This is a genomic window from Variovorax sp. 01T439_2, assembly GCF_056398445.1.
In genome coordinates, this window is sequence record NZ_JBFTPJ010000007.1 from 1 (window position 1) to 18,542 (window position 18,542).

At 66.3% G+C, this 18,542-nt stretch carries 19 protein-coding genes; 14 read left to right on the forward strand and 5 right to left on the reverse strand.

The window, feature by feature from the left end:
• The coding region (locus AC1DOC_RS00620) for a DNA topoisomerase (protein WP_478129286.1) at nucleotides 1-992 on the reverse strand (992 nt) is incomplete at its 3' end.
• A 181-nt stretch (nucleotides 993-1,173) separates the two neighbouring features.
• On the opposite strand from AC1DOC_RS00620, the gene AC1DOC_RS00625 reads away from it, so the two are divergent.
• From AC1DOC_RS00625 to AC1DOC_RS00635, 3 genes are read left to right on the forward strand one after another with little or no spacing between them, the layout of a single operon-like run.
• Complete coding sequence (locus AC1DOC_RS00625) at nucleotides 1,174-1,806, forward strand: SET domain-containing protein (protein ID WP_478080769.1); 633 nt, start codon at nucleotides 1,174-1,176, stop codon at nucleotides 1,804-1,806.
• A gap of 2 nt (nucleotides 1,807-1,808) precedes the next feature.
• The gene (locus tag AC1DOC_RS00630; RefSeq protein WP_478080768.1) at nucleotides 1,809-2,636 is read left to right on the forward strand and encodes a biotin--[acetyl-CoA-carboxylase] ligase; all 828 of its coding nucleotides are present in this window, start codon (nucleotides 1,809-1,811) and stop codon (nucleotides 2,634-2,636) included.
• Between the two features lie 13 nt (nucleotides 2,637-2,649).
• Nucleotides 2,650-2,838, forward strand: a complete 189-nt coding sequence (locus AC1DOC_RS00635) for a hypothetical protein (protein WP_015867938.1) — start codon at nucleotides 2,650-2,652, stop codon at nucleotides 2,836-2,838.
• A 21-nt stretch (nucleotides 2,839-2,859) separates the two neighbouring features.
• On the opposite strand, the gene AC1DOC_RS00640 is transcribed toward AC1DOC_RS00635, so the two are convergent.
• The 3 genes from AC1DOC_RS00640 to AC1DOC_RS00650 form a co-directional block, all read right to left on the reverse strand.
• Complete coding sequence (locus AC1DOC_RS00640) at nucleotides 2,860-4,305, reverse strand: sensor histidine kinase (RefSeq protein ID WP_015867937.1); 1,446 nt, start codon at nucleotides 4,303-4,305, stop codon at nucleotides 2,860-2,862.
• 45 nt (nucleotides 4,306-4,350) lie between these two features.
• On the reverse strand, nucleotides 4,351-5,022 hold the full coding sequence (locus tag AC1DOC_RS00645; RefSeq protein ID WP_015867936.1) for a response regulator: 672 nt from the start codon (nucleotides 5,020-5,022) through the stop codon (nucleotides 4,351-4,353).
• A 65-nt stretch (nucleotides 5,023-5,087) separates the two neighbouring features.
• A complete protein-coding gene (locus tag AC1DOC_RS00650) occupies nucleotides 5,088-5,573 on the reverse strand; it encodes a MarR family winged helix-turn-helix transcriptional regulator (RefSeq protein WP_018903493.1) in 486 nt (161 codons plus the stop codon).
• 146 nt (nucleotides 5,574-5,719) lie between these two features.
• Here AC1DOC_RS00650 and recA point away from each other — a divergent pair, with 146 nt between their 5' ends.
• Together recA and recX are read left to right on the forward strand one after the other, a co-directional pair.
• On the forward strand, nucleotides 5,720-6,838 hold the full coding sequence (gene recA / locus AC1DOC_RS00655) for a recombinase RecA (RefSeq protein WP_018903494.1): 1,119 nt from the start codon (nucleotides 5,720-5,722) through the stop codon (nucleotides 6,836-6,838).
• Between the two features lie 27 nt (nucleotides 6,839-6,865).
• Complete coding sequence (gene recX / locus AC1DOC_RS00660) at nucleotides 6,866-7,318, forward strand: recombination regulator RecX (RefSeq protein ID WP_018903495.1); 453 nt, start codon at nucleotides 6,866-6,868, stop codon at nucleotides 7,316-7,318.
• A 50-nt stretch (nucleotides 7,319-7,368) separates the two neighbouring features.
• On the opposite strand, the gene argC is transcribed toward recX, so the two are convergent.
• On the reverse strand, nucleotides 7,369-8,292 hold the full coding sequence (argC, locus tag AC1DOC_RS00665) for an N-acetyl-gamma-glutamyl-phosphate reductase (RefSeq protein ID WP_478080766.1): 924 nt from the start codon (nucleotides 8,290-8,292) through the stop codon (nucleotides 7,369-7,371).
• 206 nt (nucleotides 8,293-8,498) lie between these two features.
• Here argC and sucC point away from each other — a divergent pair, with 206 nt between their 5' ends.
• The 9 genes from sucC to AC1DOC_RS00710 form a co-directional block, all read left to right on the forward strand.
• Nucleotides 8,499-9,665 (forward strand): ADP-forming succinate--CoA ligase subunit beta, encoded by a 1,167-nt coding sequence (gene sucC / locus AC1DOC_RS00670; RefSeq protein WP_007828709.1) that lies wholly within the window; start codon nucleotides 8,499-8,501, stop codon nucleotides 9,663-9,665.
• A 10-nt stretch (nucleotides 9,666-9,675) separates the two neighbouring features.
• Nucleotides 9,676-10,569 carry a succinate--CoA ligase subunit alpha gene (gene sucD, locus AC1DOC_RS00675; protein ID WP_015867930.1) on the forward strand — a complete coding sequence of 298 codons (894 nt, stop codon included), beginning with the start codon at nucleotides 9,676-9,678 and terminating at the stop codon, nucleotides 10,567-10,569.
• Between the two features lie 102 nt (nucleotides 10,570-10,671).
• Complete coding sequence (locus AC1DOC_RS00680; protein ID WP_015867929.1) at nucleotides 10,672-11,358, forward strand: TerC family protein; 687 nt, start codon at nucleotides 10,672-10,674, stop codon at nucleotides 11,356-11,358.
• A gap of 32 nt (nucleotides 11,359-11,390) precedes the next feature.
• Nucleotides 11,391-12,191: a Stp1/IreP family PP2C-type Ser/Thr phosphatase gene (locus AC1DOC_RS00685; RefSeq protein ID WP_307593288.1), complete on the forward strand. Its 801-nt coding sequence runs from the start codon at nucleotides 11,391-11,393 to the stop codon at nucleotides 12,189-12,191.
• Nucleotides 12,192-12,215: 24 nt separating this feature from the next.
• On the forward strand, nucleotides 12,216-12,872 hold the full coding sequence (locus AC1DOC_RS00690) for an FHA domain-containing protein (protein ID WP_015867927.1): 657 nt from the start codon (nucleotides 12,216-12,218) through the stop codon (nucleotides 12,870-12,872).
• A 36-nt stretch (nucleotides 12,873-12,908) separates the two neighbouring features.
• Nucleotides 12,909-15,185 (forward strand): CHASE2 domain-containing protein, encoded by a 2,277-nt coding sequence (locus AC1DOC_RS00695; RefSeq protein WP_478129287.1) that lies wholly within the window; start codon nucleotides 12,909-12,911, stop codon nucleotides 15,183-15,185.
• 32 nt (nucleotides 15,186-15,217) lie between these two features.
• A complete protein-coding gene (locus tag AC1DOC_RS00700; protein WP_478080762.1) occupies nucleotides 15,218-16,021 on the forward strand; it encodes a 3',5'-cyclic-nucleotide phosphodiesterase in 804 nt (267 codons plus the stop codon).
• Nucleotides 16,022-16,227: 206 nt separating this feature from the next.
• Nucleotides 16,228-16,692, forward strand: a complete 465-nt coding sequence (locus AC1DOC_RS00705) for a pilin (RefSeq protein WP_049809881.1) — start codon at nucleotides 16,228-16,230, stop codon at nucleotides 16,690-16,692.
• A gap of 64 nt (nucleotides 16,693-16,756) precedes the next feature.
• A partial coding sequence (locus tag AC1DOC_RS00710; protein WP_478129288.1) for a hypothetical protein occupies nucleotides 16,757-18,542 on the forward strand: 1,786 nt, incomplete at its 3' end.

Consider the following 18,542-nt stretch of genomic DNA (forward strand, 5'->3'; position numbering starts at 1 on the left):
CTCTGCGCCAGCGCCAGCGTGGTCTTGGCCGAGAAGCCGAAGCGGCCGTTGGCCTCGCGCTGCAGCGAGGTCAGGTCGAACAGCATCGGCGAGGCCTGGGTGGTGGGCTTGCTTTCCTCGGTGACGGTGGCGGGCTTGCCGCGCGCCGCATCGGCGATCTCGCGCGCCTCGCGCTCGCTCCACACGCGGTCGGCGCGGATCTCGGCGTCGGCCGTGCCGTCGGGGCCCGGCGGCGGCTTCTTGAAATTGGCGTCGAACCACTTGCCCGGGTACTGGCCGGCCTCGGCCTGGAACACGCCGTGGATTTCCCAGTAGTCGCGGCTCACGAACTTGCGGATCTTTTCCTCGCGCTCGACCACCACCGACAGCGTGGGCGTCTGCACGCGGCCCACCGTCGTCAGAAAGAATCCGCCGTCGCGCGAATTGAAGGCCGTCATGGCACGCGTGCCGTTGATGCCCACCAGCCAGTCGGCCTCCGAGCGCGAGCGCGCGGCGTCGGCCAGGCCCTGCATCTGCTTTTCGGTGCGCAGCGCGTCGAAGCCGTCGCGGATGGCCTGCGGCGTCATCGACTGCAGCCACAGGCGCTTCACGGGCTTGTTCAGGCCGGTCTTGCCGCCCGCGTACTGCTCGATCAGGCGGAAGATCAGCTCGCCCTCGCGGCCCGCGTCGCAGGCGTTGATGAGTTGCGTCACGTCCTTGCGCTTGGCCTGCTTGACCACGGCGTTCAGGCGCGTCTTGGTCTTGTCGACCGGCTTCAGGTCGAAGTGAGGCGGAATCACCGGCAGGTTCGCGAAGCTCCACTTGCCCCGCTTGACGTCGAACTCCTCCGGGGCCTGGATTTCGACCAGGTGGCCGACCGCGCTGGTTACCACGTAGCTGTCGTTCTCGAAATGCTCGTCATGCTTCTCGAACTTGCCGGCCACGGGCGTGAGTGCACGGACGATGTCCTGTGCCACCGACGGCTTTTCTGCGATTACCAAGGTCTTCATCAACAAATTCCTAAAAGAGTTCTCAGGCCGCCGCCGAGCCGCCTCAAGGCGGCCTGCGGCCCCTTCGGGGGGCAGCGACGACACGCAGTGCGGGAGCGTGGGGGCCACATACAATCTGCGGCTTCCCGCGTGTGCGCACGCGCACACGCGCATGTGTGCATATTCAACCTAACAGACTTCGGCGATGCCTTCCAAATCCCCACAATTCGCCGGCCGCCGCATCCAGATGCGGCGCTCGGATGTCCACGGCAACGGCGTGTTCGCCGTGGACGACCTGGCCGAGGGCGAAACGCTGATCGAATACAAGGGCGAAGTCATCAGCTGGAAAGAGGCGCTGCGCCGCCACCCGCACGACCCGGCCCAGCCGAACCACACCTTCTACTTCCACATCGACGACGGGCGCGTGATCGACGGCAACGTCAAGGGCAACGATGCGCGCTGGATCAACCATTCGTGCGAGCCGAACTGCGAGGCCGACGAGATCGATGGGCGCGTTTATATCAAGGCGCTGCGCAACATCGCTGCAGGAGAAGAGCTCAACTACGACTACGGCCTGATCATCGACGAGCCCTACACGCCGAAGCTGCTGTCCGAGTTTCCCTGCTGGTGCGGCTCCGAGAATTGCCGCGGCACGCTGCTGACGCCCAAGGACGAAGACGAAGAAAAGAAGAAGAAGAAAAAGGCCAGGAAGAAGACCGAAAAGAAAAAGGCCGAGAAAAAGGAAGCCAGGAAGGCGGACAAGAAAGCCGAAAAAAAGGCTGAAAAGAAGTCGGAAAAAAAGAAGTCCAAGAAGGCCGACGGAGCCGCCAAGGGCTGAGCATGATGGGTACCCAGGCCGCCTGGCTCGAAGACCGGATCGCTGCGGCGGTGGCGCCGCTCTTGCCCGGCTTCGCGGTCGAGGCGGTGGCCGAGATCGACTCCACCAATACAGAACTGATGCGCCGCGCGCGCGCCGGACATGTCGAACCGGTGCTGCTGGTGGCCGAGCGCCAGACGGCCGGGCGCGGCCGCCTCGGCCGGCCCTGGCAGAGCGCGCAGCAGGGCGAAGAACAAGGCGCCGCTTCCCTCACCTTCTCGCTGGGCCTGCCGCTCGCGCCGCGCGACTGGGCCGGCCTCTCGCTGGCCGTGGGCGTGAGCGTGGCGGAAAGCCTCGATCCCACGGGCGCGGCCAAGGTCGCGCTCAAGTGGCCCAACGACCTGTGGGTGGAGGACCGCAAGCTGGCCGGCATCCTGATCGAAACCGCCATGCCGCATGCGGGCCGCGCCGATGCGCCGGCCCCGCCGCGCTACCTGGTGATCGGCATCGGCATCAACATCGGTCCACGCGAGGGCGATGGCATGCGCACCCCGCCGGCCTGGCTGCGCCAGTGGCGCCCCGATGCCACCGCGCCCCAGGTGCTGGCCGAGCTGGCCGCGCCGCTGGTGCGCAGCGTGCAGGCCTTCGAGGCCGAGGGCTTCGGGCCGTTTGCCGAACGCTTTGCCGCGCGCGACGCCTTGCGCGGGCGGCAAGTCCAGCTCAGCGACGGCAGCTTCGGCCTGTGCGAGGGCGTGGCCTGGGGCGGCGAGCTCCAGGTGCGCACCGCCGGCGGGCTGCAGCTGGTCTCGAGCGACGAAGTCAGCGTGCGCCCGAGCGGCATGGCGTTCTGAGGCACCGGCCACCATGAAACTGCGCCTGGTGCTGATGGCCCTGCTCGCCGCCAACCTGGGGTACTGGCTGTGGTCGCGCGGCGACCTGGCCGGCTTCGGCCTCACGCCCGCCGGCTTCAACGAGCGCGAACCGCAGCGCCTCGCGCGCCAGGTGCATCCCGAGTGGCTCCAGATCCGCAAGGACGCCAAGGGCACGCCCTGACGACCCCGCCGCCGCGTCTCGTCAGGCCGCGGCTTCTTCGCCCTCGAAGCGCACCGTGAAGCGCGCCCCCGGCGGCTGCCGGCCCGGATGCGCGTCTTCCAGCTTCACCTGCGCATGGTGCTGGTTGGCGATCTCGCGCACGATCGGCAGGCCCAGGCCCGAGCCGTCGGCCTCGTTGCCGAGCACGCGGTAGAACGGCTCGAACACCAGTTCGCGGTCGGACTCCGCAATGCCCGGCCCGTTGTCCTCCACCTGCAGCAGCACCACGTGGCCGAACGGGTCGGCCAGCACGCGCGCGGTGATCACGCCGGGCCGCTCGGCGGTCGAGGGCGTGTAGTTGATCGCGTTGTCGAGCAGGTTGCGCACCAGCTCCTTGAGCAGGGTCTGGTTGCCTTCGATCACCACGCCGGGCGCGCCTGCCTCGGCGCCGTCGTAGCCCAGGTCGATGCGCTTCTCGATCGCGCGCGGCACCGCTTCGCGCACCACCTCGATGGTGAGCCGCGCCAGGTCGCAGGCCTGGCGGCCGGTGCCGGCGCCGGTGCTTTCGGCGCGCGCGAGCGAGAGCAGCTGGTTCACCGTGTGGGTGGCGCGCACGCTGGCGCGGCCGATCTGCTTGAGCGACTGCTTGAGCTCGTCGGCATTGGCGCCCTCGCGCTGCGCCAGGTCGGCCTGCATGCGCAGGCCCGCGAGCGGTGTCTTGAGCTGGTGCGCCGCATCGGCCAGGAAGCGCTTTTGCGTGTGGATCGAATCGTTGAGCTTGTCGAGCAGCTCGTTGACCGACGACACCAGCGGCACCACTTCGAGCGGAACCGACGACTCGTCCAGCGGGCTCAGGTCGCCCGGACGCCGCTCGCGGATGCGCGCCTCCACCACCGACAGCGGCTTGATGCCGCGCACCAGTGCCAGCCAGATCAGCAGCACGGCCAGCGGCAGGATCGCGAACTGCGGCAGCAGCACGCCCTTGATGATCTCGGTGGCCAGCACCGACTGCTTCTCGCGCGTCTCGGCCACCTGCAGCAGCGCCGGCTCCGCGTCGCTGTCGGGGCCCGCGAGCCAGAGCGAGGCCACGCGCACCGACTTGCCCCGCATCTCGCCGTTGCGCAGCGTGACCACGCCGGGAACCGGGGGCTCGTCGGAGTTGGGATGCGGCACGTCGGGCTCGCCGCTGAGCAGTGCGCCGTGGCTGTCGAGCACCTGGTAATAGACGCGGTCGGCGCCGTCGGCCCGCAGGATCTCGCGCGCCGGCTGCGGCAGCACGAACTGCGTCTGCCCCTGCTGCACCGTGACCAGCCGCGCCAGCGTCTGCACGTTGTATTCGAGCGCCCGGTCGAAGGGCGCATTGGCAATGCCCTGCGCCACCAGCCACGTCACGCCGATGCTCACCGGCACCAGCAGCAGGAGCGGCGTGAGCATCCAGTCGAGGATCTCGCCGAACAGGGAGCGCTGCGCGCGCTGGAAGAGTTTCAAAGCAGTTGCCCCCGGGGGTCTTCGGGCACTACGCGTGGCGGCGCGTCAAGGAATCTTCTCGAGGCAGTAGCCCAGGCCTCGGACCGTTGCAATGCGCACCGGCCCCTTCTCGATCTTCTTGCGCAGCCGGTGGATGTAGACCTCGATCGCGTTCAGGCTCACTTCCTCGCCCCATTCGCACAGGCGCTCCACCAGCTGGTCCTTGCTGACCAGGCGGCCGGCGCGCTGCAGCAGCACCTCCAGCAGGCCCAGCTCGCGCGCCGAGAGCTCGACCATCTTGCCGTCGATGGTGGCCACCCGGCCGGCCTGGTCGTACACCAGCGGGCCGTGGCGGATCGTGTTGCTGGTGGCGCCCATGCCGCGCCGCGTGAGCGCCCGCACGCGCGCCTCGAGCTCCTGCAGGCTGAAGGGCTTGGCCATGTAGTCGTCGGCGCCGTGGTCCAGGCCCTTGACGCGCTCCTCCACGCTGTCGGCCGCGGTGAGCACCAGCACCGGCAGCTGCGAGCCGCGTGCGCGCAGCCGCTTCAGGATCTCGATGCCGTGCAGGTTGGGCAGCCCCAGGTCGAGGATCAGCAGGTCGAACTCGCTGTGCGTCATGAGCGCGGTGTCGGCCTGCGATCCGTTCGCCACGTGGTCGACCGCCGCGCCCGAGGTGCGCAGGCTGCGCAGCAGGGCATCGGCCAGCACCTGGTCGTCTTCCGCAATCAGAATCCGCATGAGCCACCTCCGGCCGGTTCGGGCGCCGCACTGGCGCCGCGTTCACACATGTCTCTTTGCCGAGTCTAGCCCGCCGTGTAGGCCTCGAGTCCGATGGTTACCACGGTGGCAATGTCGTTGCCCACGCTCGCGCGGAACTCGCGCTCGGCCTGTGTCACCGCGCCGCGGAAGGCGTCGAGCCAGGCCAGGCCGTCGGTGGTGAAGAGCACGCGCCGCGCCCGCGCATCGAGCGGATCGGGCCCGCGCGTGACCAGGCCCCAGGCCTCGCACTGGTCCACCAGCGCGCCCATCGCCTGCTTGGTCATGCCGGCGCGCTGCGCGAGCTCGGTCAGGCGCGAGCCCTCGCGCGCCAGGTGCCGCGTGATGTGGATGTGCGCCGCGCTCACCTGCGCGCGCGCCGCAAGGTTCGACAGCGCCAGCGGCACGTTCACGTCATGCGCCATGAGTTCGAGCACGCGCTCGTCGAAGCGGCGCATTGCATGGCCCAGCAGGCGGCCCAGGTGGGTCTGCCGCCAGGCGTCCGGGTCGGTCGGAAAAGCGGATTCGGCCATCGGCTAGATGGTAAAGCAAACTGACCAAAAAATGGGTTTACTCAAATCAATCAGCCTCTACACTACTGTTCAAGCATCCAGCCTGTGATTAAAAGCAGATGGACCGCATCCACACACAAACCGTTGATTTTCAAGGAGATTTCTTCATGGACGCACTCGTCAAGGGCACCAGCATCTCGGTCGCAGGCAGCGAAAAAGCCAAGGCCCTGCAGGCCGCGCTGGCCCAGATCGAAAAGCAGTTCGGCAAGGGCACGATCATGCGGCTCGGCGAAGGCGAGGCGCTCGAAGACGTCCAGGTGGTCTCCACCGGCTCGCTCGGCCTGGACATCGCGCTGGGCGTCGGCGGCTTGCCGCGCGGCCGCGTCATCGAGATCTACGGCCCGGAATCCTCGGGCAAGACCACGCTCACGCTGCAGGTCATCGCCCAGATGCAGAAGCAGGCCGGCACCTGCGCCTTCGTCGACGCCGAACACGCGCTCGACGTGCAGTACGCCCAGAAGCTCGGCGTGAACCTGTCCGACCTGCTCATCAGCCAGCCCGACACCGGCGAGCAGGCCCTTGAAATCGTCGATTCGCTGGTGCGCTCGGGCGCCGTCGACCTGATCGTGGTCGACTCGGTCGCCGCGCTCACGCCCAAGGCCGAAATCGAAGGCGAAATGGGCGACTCGCTGCCCGGCCTGCAGGCCCGCCTGATGAGCCAGGCGCTGCGCAAGCTCACCGCCACCATCAAGAAGACCAACTGCATGGTCATCTTCATCAACCAAATCCGCATGAAGATCGGCGTGATGTTCGGCTCGCCCGAAACCACCACCGGCGGCAATGCGCTGAAGTTCTACGCCTCGGTGCGGCTGGACATCCGCCGCATCGGCACCATCAAGAAGGGCGACGAGGCCATCGGCAACGAAACCAAGGTCAAGGTGGTGAAGAACAAGGTCTCGCCTCCGTTCAAGACGGCCGAGTTCGACATCCTGTTCGGCGAAGGCATCAGCCGCGAGGGCGAGATCATCGACATGGGCGTGAACGCCAAGATCCTCGACAAGTCGGGCGCCTGGTACGCCTACAACGGCGAAAAGATCGGCCAGGGCCGCGACAACGCCCGCGAGTTCCTGCGCGAGAACCCCGAACTCTCGCGCGAGATCGAGAACAAGGTGCGCGAATCGCTGGGCATTCCGCTGCTGGCGGCCGATGCCAACGCTCCCGCCCCCGAAAAGGCCGAGAAGCCCGCCAAGGCGGCCAAGGCCGACAAAGCCGACAAGGGCGAGTAAGCCGGCGAGCACGCGCGCAGGCAGCGCATGGCTTTCGGCGCCCCTTCCCTCAAAGGCCGCGCACTGCGGCTCCTGAGCCAGCGCGAGCATTCGCGCGCGGAGCTGGAGCGCAAGCTGGCCAGGCACGAAGAAACACCCGGCGAGCTGGCCCGCGCGCTCGATGAGCTGGCAGCCAAGGACTTCATCAGCGAGCCGCGCGTGGTGGCCTCGGTGCTGAACCAGCGAGCCGCCCGCTCGGGCGCGCTGCGGGTGCGGCAGGAGCTGCAGGCCAAGGGCATTGCGCCCGAGGCCATTGCGCAAGCCGTGGCCAGCCTTCAGGACACCGAAGTGGAGCGCGCCACGGCCCTGTGGCGCCGCCGTTTCGACGCACCGCCCGCCGATGCGAAGGAGCGCGCCAGGCAAACGCGCTTCCTGTTGGCGCGCGGCTTTGCGGGCGCGGTGGTGGCCAAGGTGCTGCGGAGCGATTTCGACGAAGACTGACGGCCGGGCGCGCGGCCCCGGCCTGCCAGGAACGGCTCAGCCGCGGGCGCTCAGAGCGCCAGCATCAGCTTCAGGTTCTGCACCGCGGCGCCGCTCGCGCCCTTGCCCAGGTTGTCCAGGCGCGCAATCACCACGGCGTGGCGGTGGTCCTCGTTCGGGAACACGCGGATCTCGAGCTGGTTGGTGTCGTTGAGCGCCAGCGCGTCGAGCTTGCCGTCATCGGTCGGCGGCAGCACCTTCACGAACTGCTCGGGCGTGTTGCTCTTGGCGTAGTGCGCGGCCAGGGCTTCTTGCAGGTCGCCGGCCTTCGGCTTGCCGGGCAGCAGGTCCAGGTGCAGCGGCAGCTGCACCAGCATGCCTTGCTTGAAATTGCCCACCGAAGGAATGAAGACCGGCCGGCGCGTGAGGCCGGTGTACTTCATGATCTCGGGAATGTGCTTGTGCTTGAGGCCGAGCGCGTAGGTCTCGAAAAGCGGCGCCTTGCCGTTCTCGTAGTCTTCGATCATGGCCCGGCCGCCGCCCGAATAGCCGCTCACCGAAGGCAGCGAAATCGGAAAGTCGGCCGGCAGCAGGCCGGCGTCGACCAGCGGACGCACCATGGCGATGGCGCCGGTGGCATAGCAGCCCGGGTTGCCGACGCGGTCGGCCGCGGCCACGGCCTGCCAGTGGCCGGCCGCCAGTTCGGGAAAGCCGAACACCCAGCCGGGCGCCACGCGGTGCGCGGTGGAGGCGTCGATGATCTTGGGCTTCTTGCCGGGCAGCTGGTCGATCAGCGCGACCGATTCGCGCGCCGCATCGTCGTGCAGGCACAGCACCACCAGGTCGACGCCGGCCATCAGCTCGCGCTTGGCGGCCACGTCTTTTCGCAGCTCGGGCGCAATGCTCACGAGTTCGATCTGCGGCATCGTCTGGAGCCGCTCGCGGATTTGCAAGCCGGTGGTGCCGGCTTCGCCGTCGATGAAAACCTTGGCCATATCGGAGTATGCGTAGAGGGGCTAGAAGAAAGTACGTATTGACCGCAAGGCCACGTCGAGTATTGGTGCGCCGCACCATGATACAGTCCGCGGTTGTTCGCCGCCCCCAGCCGTCAGGCTGCCGTCGCCCGCGAGCAACAGAGCCAAAGACGCCTCAGACCCCAGATCCCCCGTTCTCAACCTCCTCCTTCCGAGAGACATCCCTCATGAAGATTCACGAGTACCAAGGCAAGGAAATCCTTGCCAAGTTCGGCGTGCCGGTGCCGCGCGGCATTCCGGCCTATACGGTTCAGGAGGCGGTCGAGGCCGCCCAGAAACTTGGAGGCCCGGTGTGGGTCGTCAAGGCCCAGATCCACGCGGGTGGCCGCGGCAAGGGCGGCGGCGTCAAGGTCGCCAAGTCCATCGAGGACGTCAAGAAGCTCGCCGGCGAGATCCTCGGCATGCAGCTCAAGACCCACCAGACCGGCCCCGAAGGCCAGAAGGTGCGCCGCCTCTACATCGAAGATGGCGCCGACATCAACAAGGAATACTACGTCTCGGCCGTGACCGACCGCGCCACGCAGAAGGTCGCGTTCATCGCCTCGAGCGAAGGCGGCATGGACATCGAGGAAGTGGCCCACTCCTCGCCCGAGAAGATCATCACCGTGTTCGCGGACCCCGAAAAGGGCCTGACCGACGAGCAGGCCAAGCAGATCGCCGATGGCATCGGCATGCCGGCCGATTCCACCGCGCAAACGGTCGACATCCTCAAGAAGCTCTACACCTGCTACATGGAGACGGACGCCTCGCTGGTCGAGATCAACCCGCTCAACCGTGACAGCAAGGGCAAGGTCATGGCGCTGGACGCCAAGTTCAACTTCGACAGCAACGCGCTGTTCCGCCACCCCGAAATCGTGGCCCTGCGCGACCTCGACGAAGAAGACGCGGCCGAAGTCGAAGCCTCCAAGTTCGACCTCGCCTACATCTCGCTGGACGGCAACATCGGCTGCCTGGTGAACGGTGCCGGCCTGGCCATGGCCACCATGGACACCATCAAGCTGTTCGGCGGCGAGCCGGCCAACTTCCTGGACGTGGGCGGCGGCGCCACCCCCGAGAAGGTCACCGAAGCCTTCAAGATCATGCTGAAGAACAAGAACGTGGAAGCCATCCTCGTGAACATCTTCGGCGGCATCATGAAGTGCGACACCATTGCCACCGGCGTGATCGCAGCCTGCAAGGCCGTGAACCTGCAAGTGCCGCTGGTCGTGCGCATGAAGGGCACCAACGAAGTCGAAGGCAAGAAGCTGCTGGCCGATTCGGGCCTGCCGATCATCAGCGCCGACACCATGGCGGAAGCGGCCCAGAAGGTCGTCGCAGCAGTCAAGAAGGCCTAAGGAACAAGTCATGTCGATCTACATCAACAAAGACACCAAAGTCATCACGCAAGGCATCACCGGCAAGACCGGCCAGTTCCACACCGAGAAGTGCCAGGAATACGCGAACGGCAAGAACTGCTTCGTCGCGGGCGTGAACCCCAAGAAGGCCGGCGAGTCGATCTTCAACATCCCGATCTTCGGTTCGGTGAAGGAAGCCGCTTCGCAGACCGGCGCCACCGTGTCGGTGATCTACGTGCCGCCGGCCGGCGCGGCCGCCGCCATCTGGGAAGCCGTCGAGGCCGACCTGGACCTGGCGATCTGCATCACCGAAGGCATCCCGGTGCGCGACATGCTCGAAGTGCGCAACAAGATGAAGGCCAAGGAAGCGGCCGGCGGCAAGAAGACCCTGCTGCTGGGCCCCAACTGCCCCGGCCTCATCACGCCCGACGAAATCAAGATCGGCATCATGCCCGGCCACATCCACCGCAAGGGCCGCATCGGCGTGGTCTCGCGCTCGGGCACGCTCACGTATGAAGCCGTGGCGCAGCTGACCGAAATCGGCCTTGGCCAATCGTCGGCAGTCGGCATCGGCGGCGACCCGATCAACGGCCTCAAGCACATCGACGTGATGAAGGCCTTCAACGACGATCCCGACACCGACGCCGTCATCATGATCGGCGAAATCGGCGGCCCCGACGAAGCCGACGCGGCCCGCTGGTGCAAGGAACACATGAAGAAGCCGGTGGTCGGTTTCATCGCCGGCGTCACCGCCCCTCCCGGCAAGCGCATGGGCCACGCCGGCGCGCTGATCTCGGGCGGTGCCGACACGGCCGATGCCAAGCTCGCCATCATGGAAGAGTGCGGCTTCACCGTGACGCGCAACTTCTCGGAACTGGCAAAACTGCTCAAGGCCCAGCTCTAAACAAGCCCCCGGCAGTTCTCCGCGCAACCACGCAAAAAGAAAAAGCGCCCGCAATCTGGATTGCGGGCGCTTTTTTCACTACAACACAGTGGAACAAGAGACATGGAACTCCTTCAAGGCGCCGACTTCTGGATCGGTCTGATCAAGATTGTCTGGATCAACATCATTCTTTCGGGCGACAACGCCGTGGTGATTGCCATGGCGGCCCGATCGCTGCCGCCCGCGCAGCAGAAAAAGGCCGTGCTGTTCGGCTCGGGCGCGGCCGTGGTGCTGCGCATCGTGCTCACGGTGGTGGCGGCCAGGCTGCTGGCGCTGCCCTACCTGCAGATCGTCGGCGGCCTGCTGCTGCTGTGGATCGGCCTGCAGCTGCTGAGCGAAGAAGATGAAGGCGAAGGCGAAGCCAAGGAATACGGCAGCATGATGGCGGCCGTGCGCACCATCCTGCTGGCGGACCTGGTCATGAGCCTGGACAACGTGATTGCCGTGGCCGCCGCCGCGCAGGGCAACATGGTGCTCCTGGTGCTTGGCCTGGCCATCAGCATTCCGCTGGTGATCTTCGGCAGCACGCTCATGATCAAGCTGATGGAACGCTTTCCGATCGTCGTCATGCTGGGCGCCGCCCTGATCGGCTGGGTCGGCGGCGAAACCATTGCCAGCGACGTGTCGCTGCACGGCGTGCTGGCTGCCAACCCCTGGCTGCACTATGCGGCCGCGGCTGCCGGCGCCTTCTTCGTGGTGGCCGTGGGCCGCCTGCTTCAGCGGCGCGCGCAGGCCGCCGAGGGACACTGAAACCGTCGCGCGTCGACGCTTCCTGAAAACATATGGCGAGTGTCGGCGCGTCCCTTTTCTCCACCCGGCCCCAGCTCTCCTGGGACTTTGCGGCGCTGACCGACGTCGGCCGCGCGCGCGCCCACAACGAGGACGACCTGCACGTCGACCCGGCCCTGGGCCTGGCCGTGCTGGCCGACGGCATGGGCGGCTACAAGGGCGGCGAAGTGGCCAGTGCCATGGCCGTGTCGCTGGTGCACGCCAGCTTTGCGCGCTGGTTCGCGCAGGCCGGCCTGCAGGCGCCCGCGCGCGTGGTCCGGCGCGCCCTGCAGGCGGCCACCGACGAGGCCAACTCCGCCATCCTCGAAGCCGGCCTGGCCAATGCCGAACTCCAGGGCATGGGAACCACCCTGGTGCTGGCCGCGTTCCGGCCGCAGCGCGTGCTGGTCGGCCACATCGGCGACTCGCGCTGCTACCGCCTTCGCAACAACAAGCTCGAGCAGCTCACGCGCGACCATTCGCTGCGCCAGCAGCAGCTCGACGCCGGCGCCATCACCGCCGAGGAAGCGCTGATCTCCCCGCACCGCAACCTGGTGACGCGTGCCATGGGCGTGGAGCCGCAGGTGGTGCTCGAGATGCACGAGCACACCGCAAGGCCCGACGACCTCTATATGCTCTGCTCCGACGGGCTCAGCGAGATGGTCCCGGATGCGCAGCTTTTCACGCTTTTGAATCACGATGTCGAGCTTCAGCAGAAAGCATCACTTCTGGTGGCCGTTGCCAACGACAATGGCGGCCGAGACAATATTTCAGTTGTCCTGGCCAGGGCGCGCGTTGGCAGTGCGCCTGAATAAAAACATGCATTCAGGGAGTCGGCAATGCCGAAGATGATCATTTCGATCGATGGCACTGTCATCGGGCAAATGGCGCTTGCCAAGGACCGGACCACGCTGGGGCGGCGCGCCTACAACGACATCGTGCTCGACAATCTCGCGGTCAGCGGCGAGCATGCCGTGCTGCACATGCGCGGCGCTGAAGTCGAAATTGAAGATCTCAACAGCACCAACGGCACCTACGTCAATGCGATCGTCGTCCAGAAGCAGCAGAAGCTCAAGGACAACGACGTCATCGAAATCGGCGGCTGCCGCCTGCACTTCCGCGCCCGCAGCAGCGCGGCCGCCGACGCCGGTTCCACCCGCGGTGCTGCGCGCGGCGACTACGCGGCTTCCGTTCCGCTGTCGGCCGCGCCCACCGAAGCCGGCGCGCTGCTCGAACTGGGCATGCCCGCACTGCGCGTTCTCTCGGGCACCGACCAGGGCCAGGAAGTGCCGCTGCAGAAGGTGGTCACCACCATCGGCAAGCCCGGCGTTGCGGTGGCCGTGGTCACGCGCCGCCGGCAGAGCTACATGGCTTCCACCATCATGGGCGGCGTCACGCTCAACGGCGCACCGCTCGGCGCCGAGCCCGTCGGGCTGCAGGAAGGCGACGTGCTCGAGCTTGGCGGCGCCACGCGCATGCAGTTCGTGCGGGTCTGATTTCCGCGGCGCAACAGCGCCAAGGGTGCAGCACCAGTGACCGCGCTCAGGCGCCACTGGCCGCGCATTGCCATCACCCTGCTGCCGGTTTTGCTTGCGCTCGCGCACGCCACCGGCCTCTGGCGCCTGGATGCCATCGACCGGCTCGACCACCTGATCTACGACACCCGCCTGCGCGCCACCATGCCGGGCACGCTCGATCCGCGCATCGTGATTGTCGACGTCGACGACGCCAGCCTCACCCGGCAGGGCCAATGGCCCTGGTCGCGCGACAAGCTGGCCCGGCTCACCCGGGAGCTCACCGGGCGGCAGCAGGCGGCGGCGCTGGGCTTCGACGTGATGTTCGTCGAGCCCGACCGCAGCTCCGGCCTCGACAAGCTGCGCCAGATCGCGCGCGGCCCGCTGCGCGAAATGCCGGGGCTGGCCGCTGAAATCGACCGGCTCGCCCCCACGCTCGACAACGACGCCATCTTTGCCGCCGCCATGCAGGGCCAGCGCGTGGCGCTCGGCTACTACTTCACGCGCACCGAAAAGCCCGGCGCCAAGGGCCAGCTGCCGCCGGCCCCCGTGCTGCAGGCCGAGGCCTTTCTGCCGGGCCGCGGCTATGCCACCGCCTGGAACGGCTTTGGCGCCAGCCTGYCGGTGCTGGCCGATGCCGCGCCGGCAGCGGGCTTTCTCAACACGCTGGTCATGTCCAACGGCGACGGCGTCATCCGCGCCGTGCCGCTCATCGCCCGCTATGAGGGCGACCGCGCCCGGCCCGGCTACTACGAATCTCTCGGCCTGGCCGTCTACCGGCTCGCCAGCGGCTCGCCGCCCGTGCGGCCGGCCTTTGCACCCAGCGGACCCGGCGGCGCCGCGCCGCCGCTCCAGTCCCTGCTGGTCGGCGGCCTGCGCATCCCCGTCAACGAAGCCGCTTCCATGCAGGTGCCGTTCCGCGGCCCCGGCGGTGCGCACGGCGGGTCGTTCCGCTACGTGTCCGCCGGCGACGTGCTCGAAGGGCGGCTCGCGCCCGGCGAGCTGAAGGACCGCATCGTGCTGGTCGGCGCCACCGCGCCGGGCCTGCAAGACCTGCGCGCCACCCCTGTGGGCGCTGCTTTCCCCGGCGTCGAAGTGCATGCCAACATCGTCTCGGCCATGCTCGACCACCGCCTGCTCGCGGTGCCCGACTACGCCCCCGGCTACGAAGTGCTCAGCGTGCTGGCCGCGGGCCTCGTGCTGGCCCTGGGCCTGTCGCTGCTGCCCGCCCCGCGCGCCGTGGTGCTGGCCATTGCCACCGTCGCGGCGCTGGTCGGCGTCAATGCCTGGCTCTACCAGCGCCACAGCCTCGTGCTGCCGCTTGCCTCCGCGCTGGCCATGGCGGTGCTCGCCTTTGCCTTCAACATGGGCTGGGGCTACTTCATCGAGTCGCGCGCACGCCGGGGGCTGGTGCGGCTCTTCGGCACCTACGTGCCGCCGCAGCTCGTCAAGGAAATGCTCGTCACCCCCGGCCGCTACAGCATGCGCGCCGAGAGCAAGCACATGACCGTCATGTTCTGCGACATGCGCAACTTCACCCGCCTGTCCGAGCAGATGGCACCGGCCGAACTGCAGGCCTTCCTGAACAACGTGTTCAACCGGCTCACCAGCGTCATCAGCACCCACCGCGGCACCGTCGACAAATACATGGGCGACTGCGTCATGGCCTTCTGGGGCGCCCCCATCGACACCCCTGACCACGCCACCCTGGCCGTGCGCGCCGCGCTCGACATGGCCGAGGCTGTGCGCGACATCAACAACATCCACCGCACCACCGGCCGGCCCGAGATCAGCGTGGGCATCGGCATCAACAGCGGCGTCATGAGCGTGGGCGACATGGGCTCGGCCGCGCGGCGCAGCTACACCGTCGTTGGCGATGCGGTCAACCTGGCCTCCCGCCTCGAAGGCCTGAGCGTGCACTACGGCGTGGAGATCGTCGCCAGCGGCGCCACCCGTGAACTCGCGCCCGGCTTCGTCTGGCAGGAGCTCGACAGCGTGCTCGTCAAGGGCCGGGCGCAGGCCGTCGCCGTGTTCACGCCGCTCGGCGCCACCACGCAGGCAGAGGCCCAGAGCCCTGCCGCGCTGCAGCAATCCGCCCAGCTGCAGCGCTGGGCCGAAGTGCTGGCCGCCTACCGCCGCCAGGACTGGGCCATGGGCCGGAACCTGCTGGATCCGCTCATGGCCGCGGATGCCAAAAAAGTCCTTTACCAGCTCTACGCACAACGATTAGCCTCCATGGCGTTGCGGCCCCAAGACCCCGAATGGGACGGCGCAACCCGCTTCGAAACCAAATGACGGCAGAAGACACAAGCAGAGGGTCTCTCACAATGCAGGTTCGCGTGCTGGGTTGCTCGGGCGCCATTGCCAAGGACTGCCGGACCACCTCGTTCCTGATCGACACCGACCTGCTCGTCGATGCAGGCACCGGCGTGGGCGACCTCACCCTCGAAGAAATGGCCGGCATCGACGACGTGGTGCTCACCCACTGCCACCTCGACCACATCGCCGCCCTCCCCCTCATGCTCGACGCCGTGGGCGGCCGCCGCACCCGCTCGCTGCGCGTGCACGCCCTGCGCGCCACCATCGAGGCGCTGCGCGCCCATGTGTTCAACAACGTCATCTGGCCCGACTTCGAGAGCATTCCCAGCCCCGAGGCGCCCTTCGTGAGCTTTCACGACATTGCCGTGGGCCAGGTGCTGCAACTGGGCACCGCCGCCCCCAAGCGCATCGAGGTGCTGCCGGCCGTGCACACCGTGCCCGCCTGCGGCTTTGCCGTGAGCCGCGCCGAAGGCGGCGCCAACTGGGTCTTCACCGGCGACACCGAGCGCAACACGCCCTTCTGGGACCGTCTCAACGCCCTGGACGTGGCCATGCTCGTTATAGAAACGGCATTCAGCAACCGCGAGCAGGCCCTGGCCGAACGCAGCCTGCACCTGTCGCCCCGCGCCCTGGCCGACGAGCTGGCGCACATCGATCCGGGCAAGCAGTTTCCGATCTACATCACCCACACCAAGCCAGCCGAAACCGAAGAGATCATGTGGCAGATCGAGCACTTGGCCGGGCACCAGGTGGCGGGGTTGGCGCAGCGGGATATTCGGTGGTTGAAGGCGAATGGGGTGCTGACTTTTTGAGGCGGTGGAGGCCGAGCGGGCTGACAAAATTGTCACGCTCTGTAGCATTTGGAAGCAGTTTCTGTCACTCGATGTAACCGAATTGAGTGCAAAGTGCTCGGTTTTGGCGGTTCCGGGGGTCGCAGAAGGGATGGCACAGATGCTGCGGAAGGTAGTGCGCTCCGGGCTTGGTTCCCGGGCTGTACAAACCAACCTGGAGTTTTCTCATGAACGTTCGCAAGATCGCACGCCGCGCGCAGGCCGGCTTTACCCTTATCGAATTGATGATCGTTGTGGCGATCATTGGTATCTTGGCTGCAGTGGCTCTGCCGGCGTATCAGGACTACACCGTGCGCGCACGTGTGTCGGAAGCCATGGTGCTCGCATCGGCGGCCAAGACGCTGGTCGGTGAAAACGCAGCTGCTGCGGCCTCCAGCCTCACCCTCGGCTTTGATTCTGCTTCCGTTTCGTCCACCAAGAACGTCGCCAGCATGGATATCGGCTCTGCAGGCGCTATTTCCGTTGTTACGACTGCGGCTGCGGGTGGTGTTACGTTGGTTTTGACGCCCACTTCCGATGGGCAGGCGCTGAGCGCCAATACGCCTCCGACCAAGCAGATCGTGTGGAAGTGCACAACTTCGGACACTACCAAGTTCAAGTACGTTCCGAGCGAGTGCCGCCAAACCTCCTGATCCACAGGTTATTGACGACTAATCAAGGCCCGCGTTCGCGCGGGCTTTTTTTCTCGCGCAAAAAATGATGATCGCAGGGAGAAAAGGTCAATGGGCGATTGCCGTGGTTGCGGTGTTGCTTTTTGCTTGGGCGCACCCCTACAACGGAATTCGCCATGACGGCATGCTGTACATGGCCCAGGCCCTCAAGCATGTCGACCCTGCGGTCTTCAATGGTGACCTGTTCTTCAAATACGGTTCACAGGACTCTTTCAGCGTCTTCGGACGAGCGTATGCCTTCGCTGTCGTCACTTTAGGTGTCGCCTGGTCTTCTCTGGCCGGAGTGCTCATAGGGCAAATCCTGTTTGTCGTTGCGGCCGGGCTTCTTATTTGGCGTGTACTGCCAGAAAACTCGCGGGCCTTGGCATGCTGCATCCTGGCCGTCACCGCCGGCACTTACGGCAGCTTGTCCCTCATCCATTTCGCGGAGCCTTTTCTCACGGCTCGCACTTATGCGGAAGTCCTGGTGGTCTTCGGTTTGACACTGATGGCCCGTGGAAAACTAACCGCCGCTGCCATCGTTTGCGCGGCCGCGGCACTGGTCCATCCGTTGATGGCGCTGGCTGGGATGCTTTTATGTTGGGCGCTGGCCGTGCAGAGACATCGTGGCTGGCTTTGGCTGCTCGCGTTTGGTGTGCCAGCGTTTGCCTTTGGCTATTTGGGCGTTGCACCGTTTGATCGCGCGTTCCTCTTTTACGACGCTGAATGGCGGCAACTGGTCGACAGATACAACTTCGTCTTCATGACGAGTTGGCCCCTCGCCAGTTGGCTGGCGCTGGTCGCCGATCTTGCATTGCTAGGGGTTCTCGCACTCCGCCAGCGCGATGCATATTTCTCCGTGTTGCTCAAAGCGCTCTTCGTGGTGGGCATCTTTTGTATAGGGATCGCCTTGCTGGGCAGCGATCTTCTCTCCAATGTGCTCATTACTTCGCTGCAACTTTGGCGCGTGCAGTGGCTCGTCCACCTTGTAGCTTTGATATTTTTGGCGCCGGAGCTTCTACGCGCTTGGCGTGGTACTCCGCTGGAGCAGTTGGCTGCGGCCCTTCTGGCCTATGGTGTGCTGTTCCAAGACCTCGCCACGGGAAGCTTAGCCATGCTGATGGGCCTCCTGCTTCTTTACGCCGGAGCACCCCGTGGCTGGCATTTGTCTCGGTTCACCCTATGGCTCTCGGCCGTTTGCCTGATGGTGGCGGGGGGCTATAACTGGTGGAGCCAAGCCGGACTCATCATTCGCATGGGCGAATACCTGATCGGCGTTTCAGCCCTAGATGCGGGCGACAAAGCCCGCATCCTGCTGCAGCAGGCACCGGTTGGGCCACTGCTGCTTGGACTCTGCGTTATCGGATTAATCTGGTGCGTACGGCGTTCGCAGACCGCCGTCAGCGTGATCCTGATCGGGCTTGTGGCCCTTACTGCTGCGAATTGGGATCGTCGTTTCGAAATCACCAAAGTCGTTGAGAACACCCCGGTGCAAGGACCGCATGTTTTCGCCGACATCGTGCCGCCTGATGCGGAGGTCTACTGGCAAAACGATGCGCTGGCACCATGGTTGTTGATGCATCGGCGCAGCTATGCAAGCGGCGTGCAGGCTGCGGGGCTTGTGTTCAACCGGGGCACTGCGATTGAGCTCGATCGTCGCAGAGACGTGACTTCCACGTTCGACATGCAACGAGAGATCTGCGGCCTCCTGAACGCTTTGCGAAGCGACAAGGGATCGTGCGAGCCCGATGTATCGAGCCTGGCGTTGACATGCGAGGCCGATCCGCTACTCGGATACATCGTGATGCCCAACAGATTCGACGGCTGGGCCC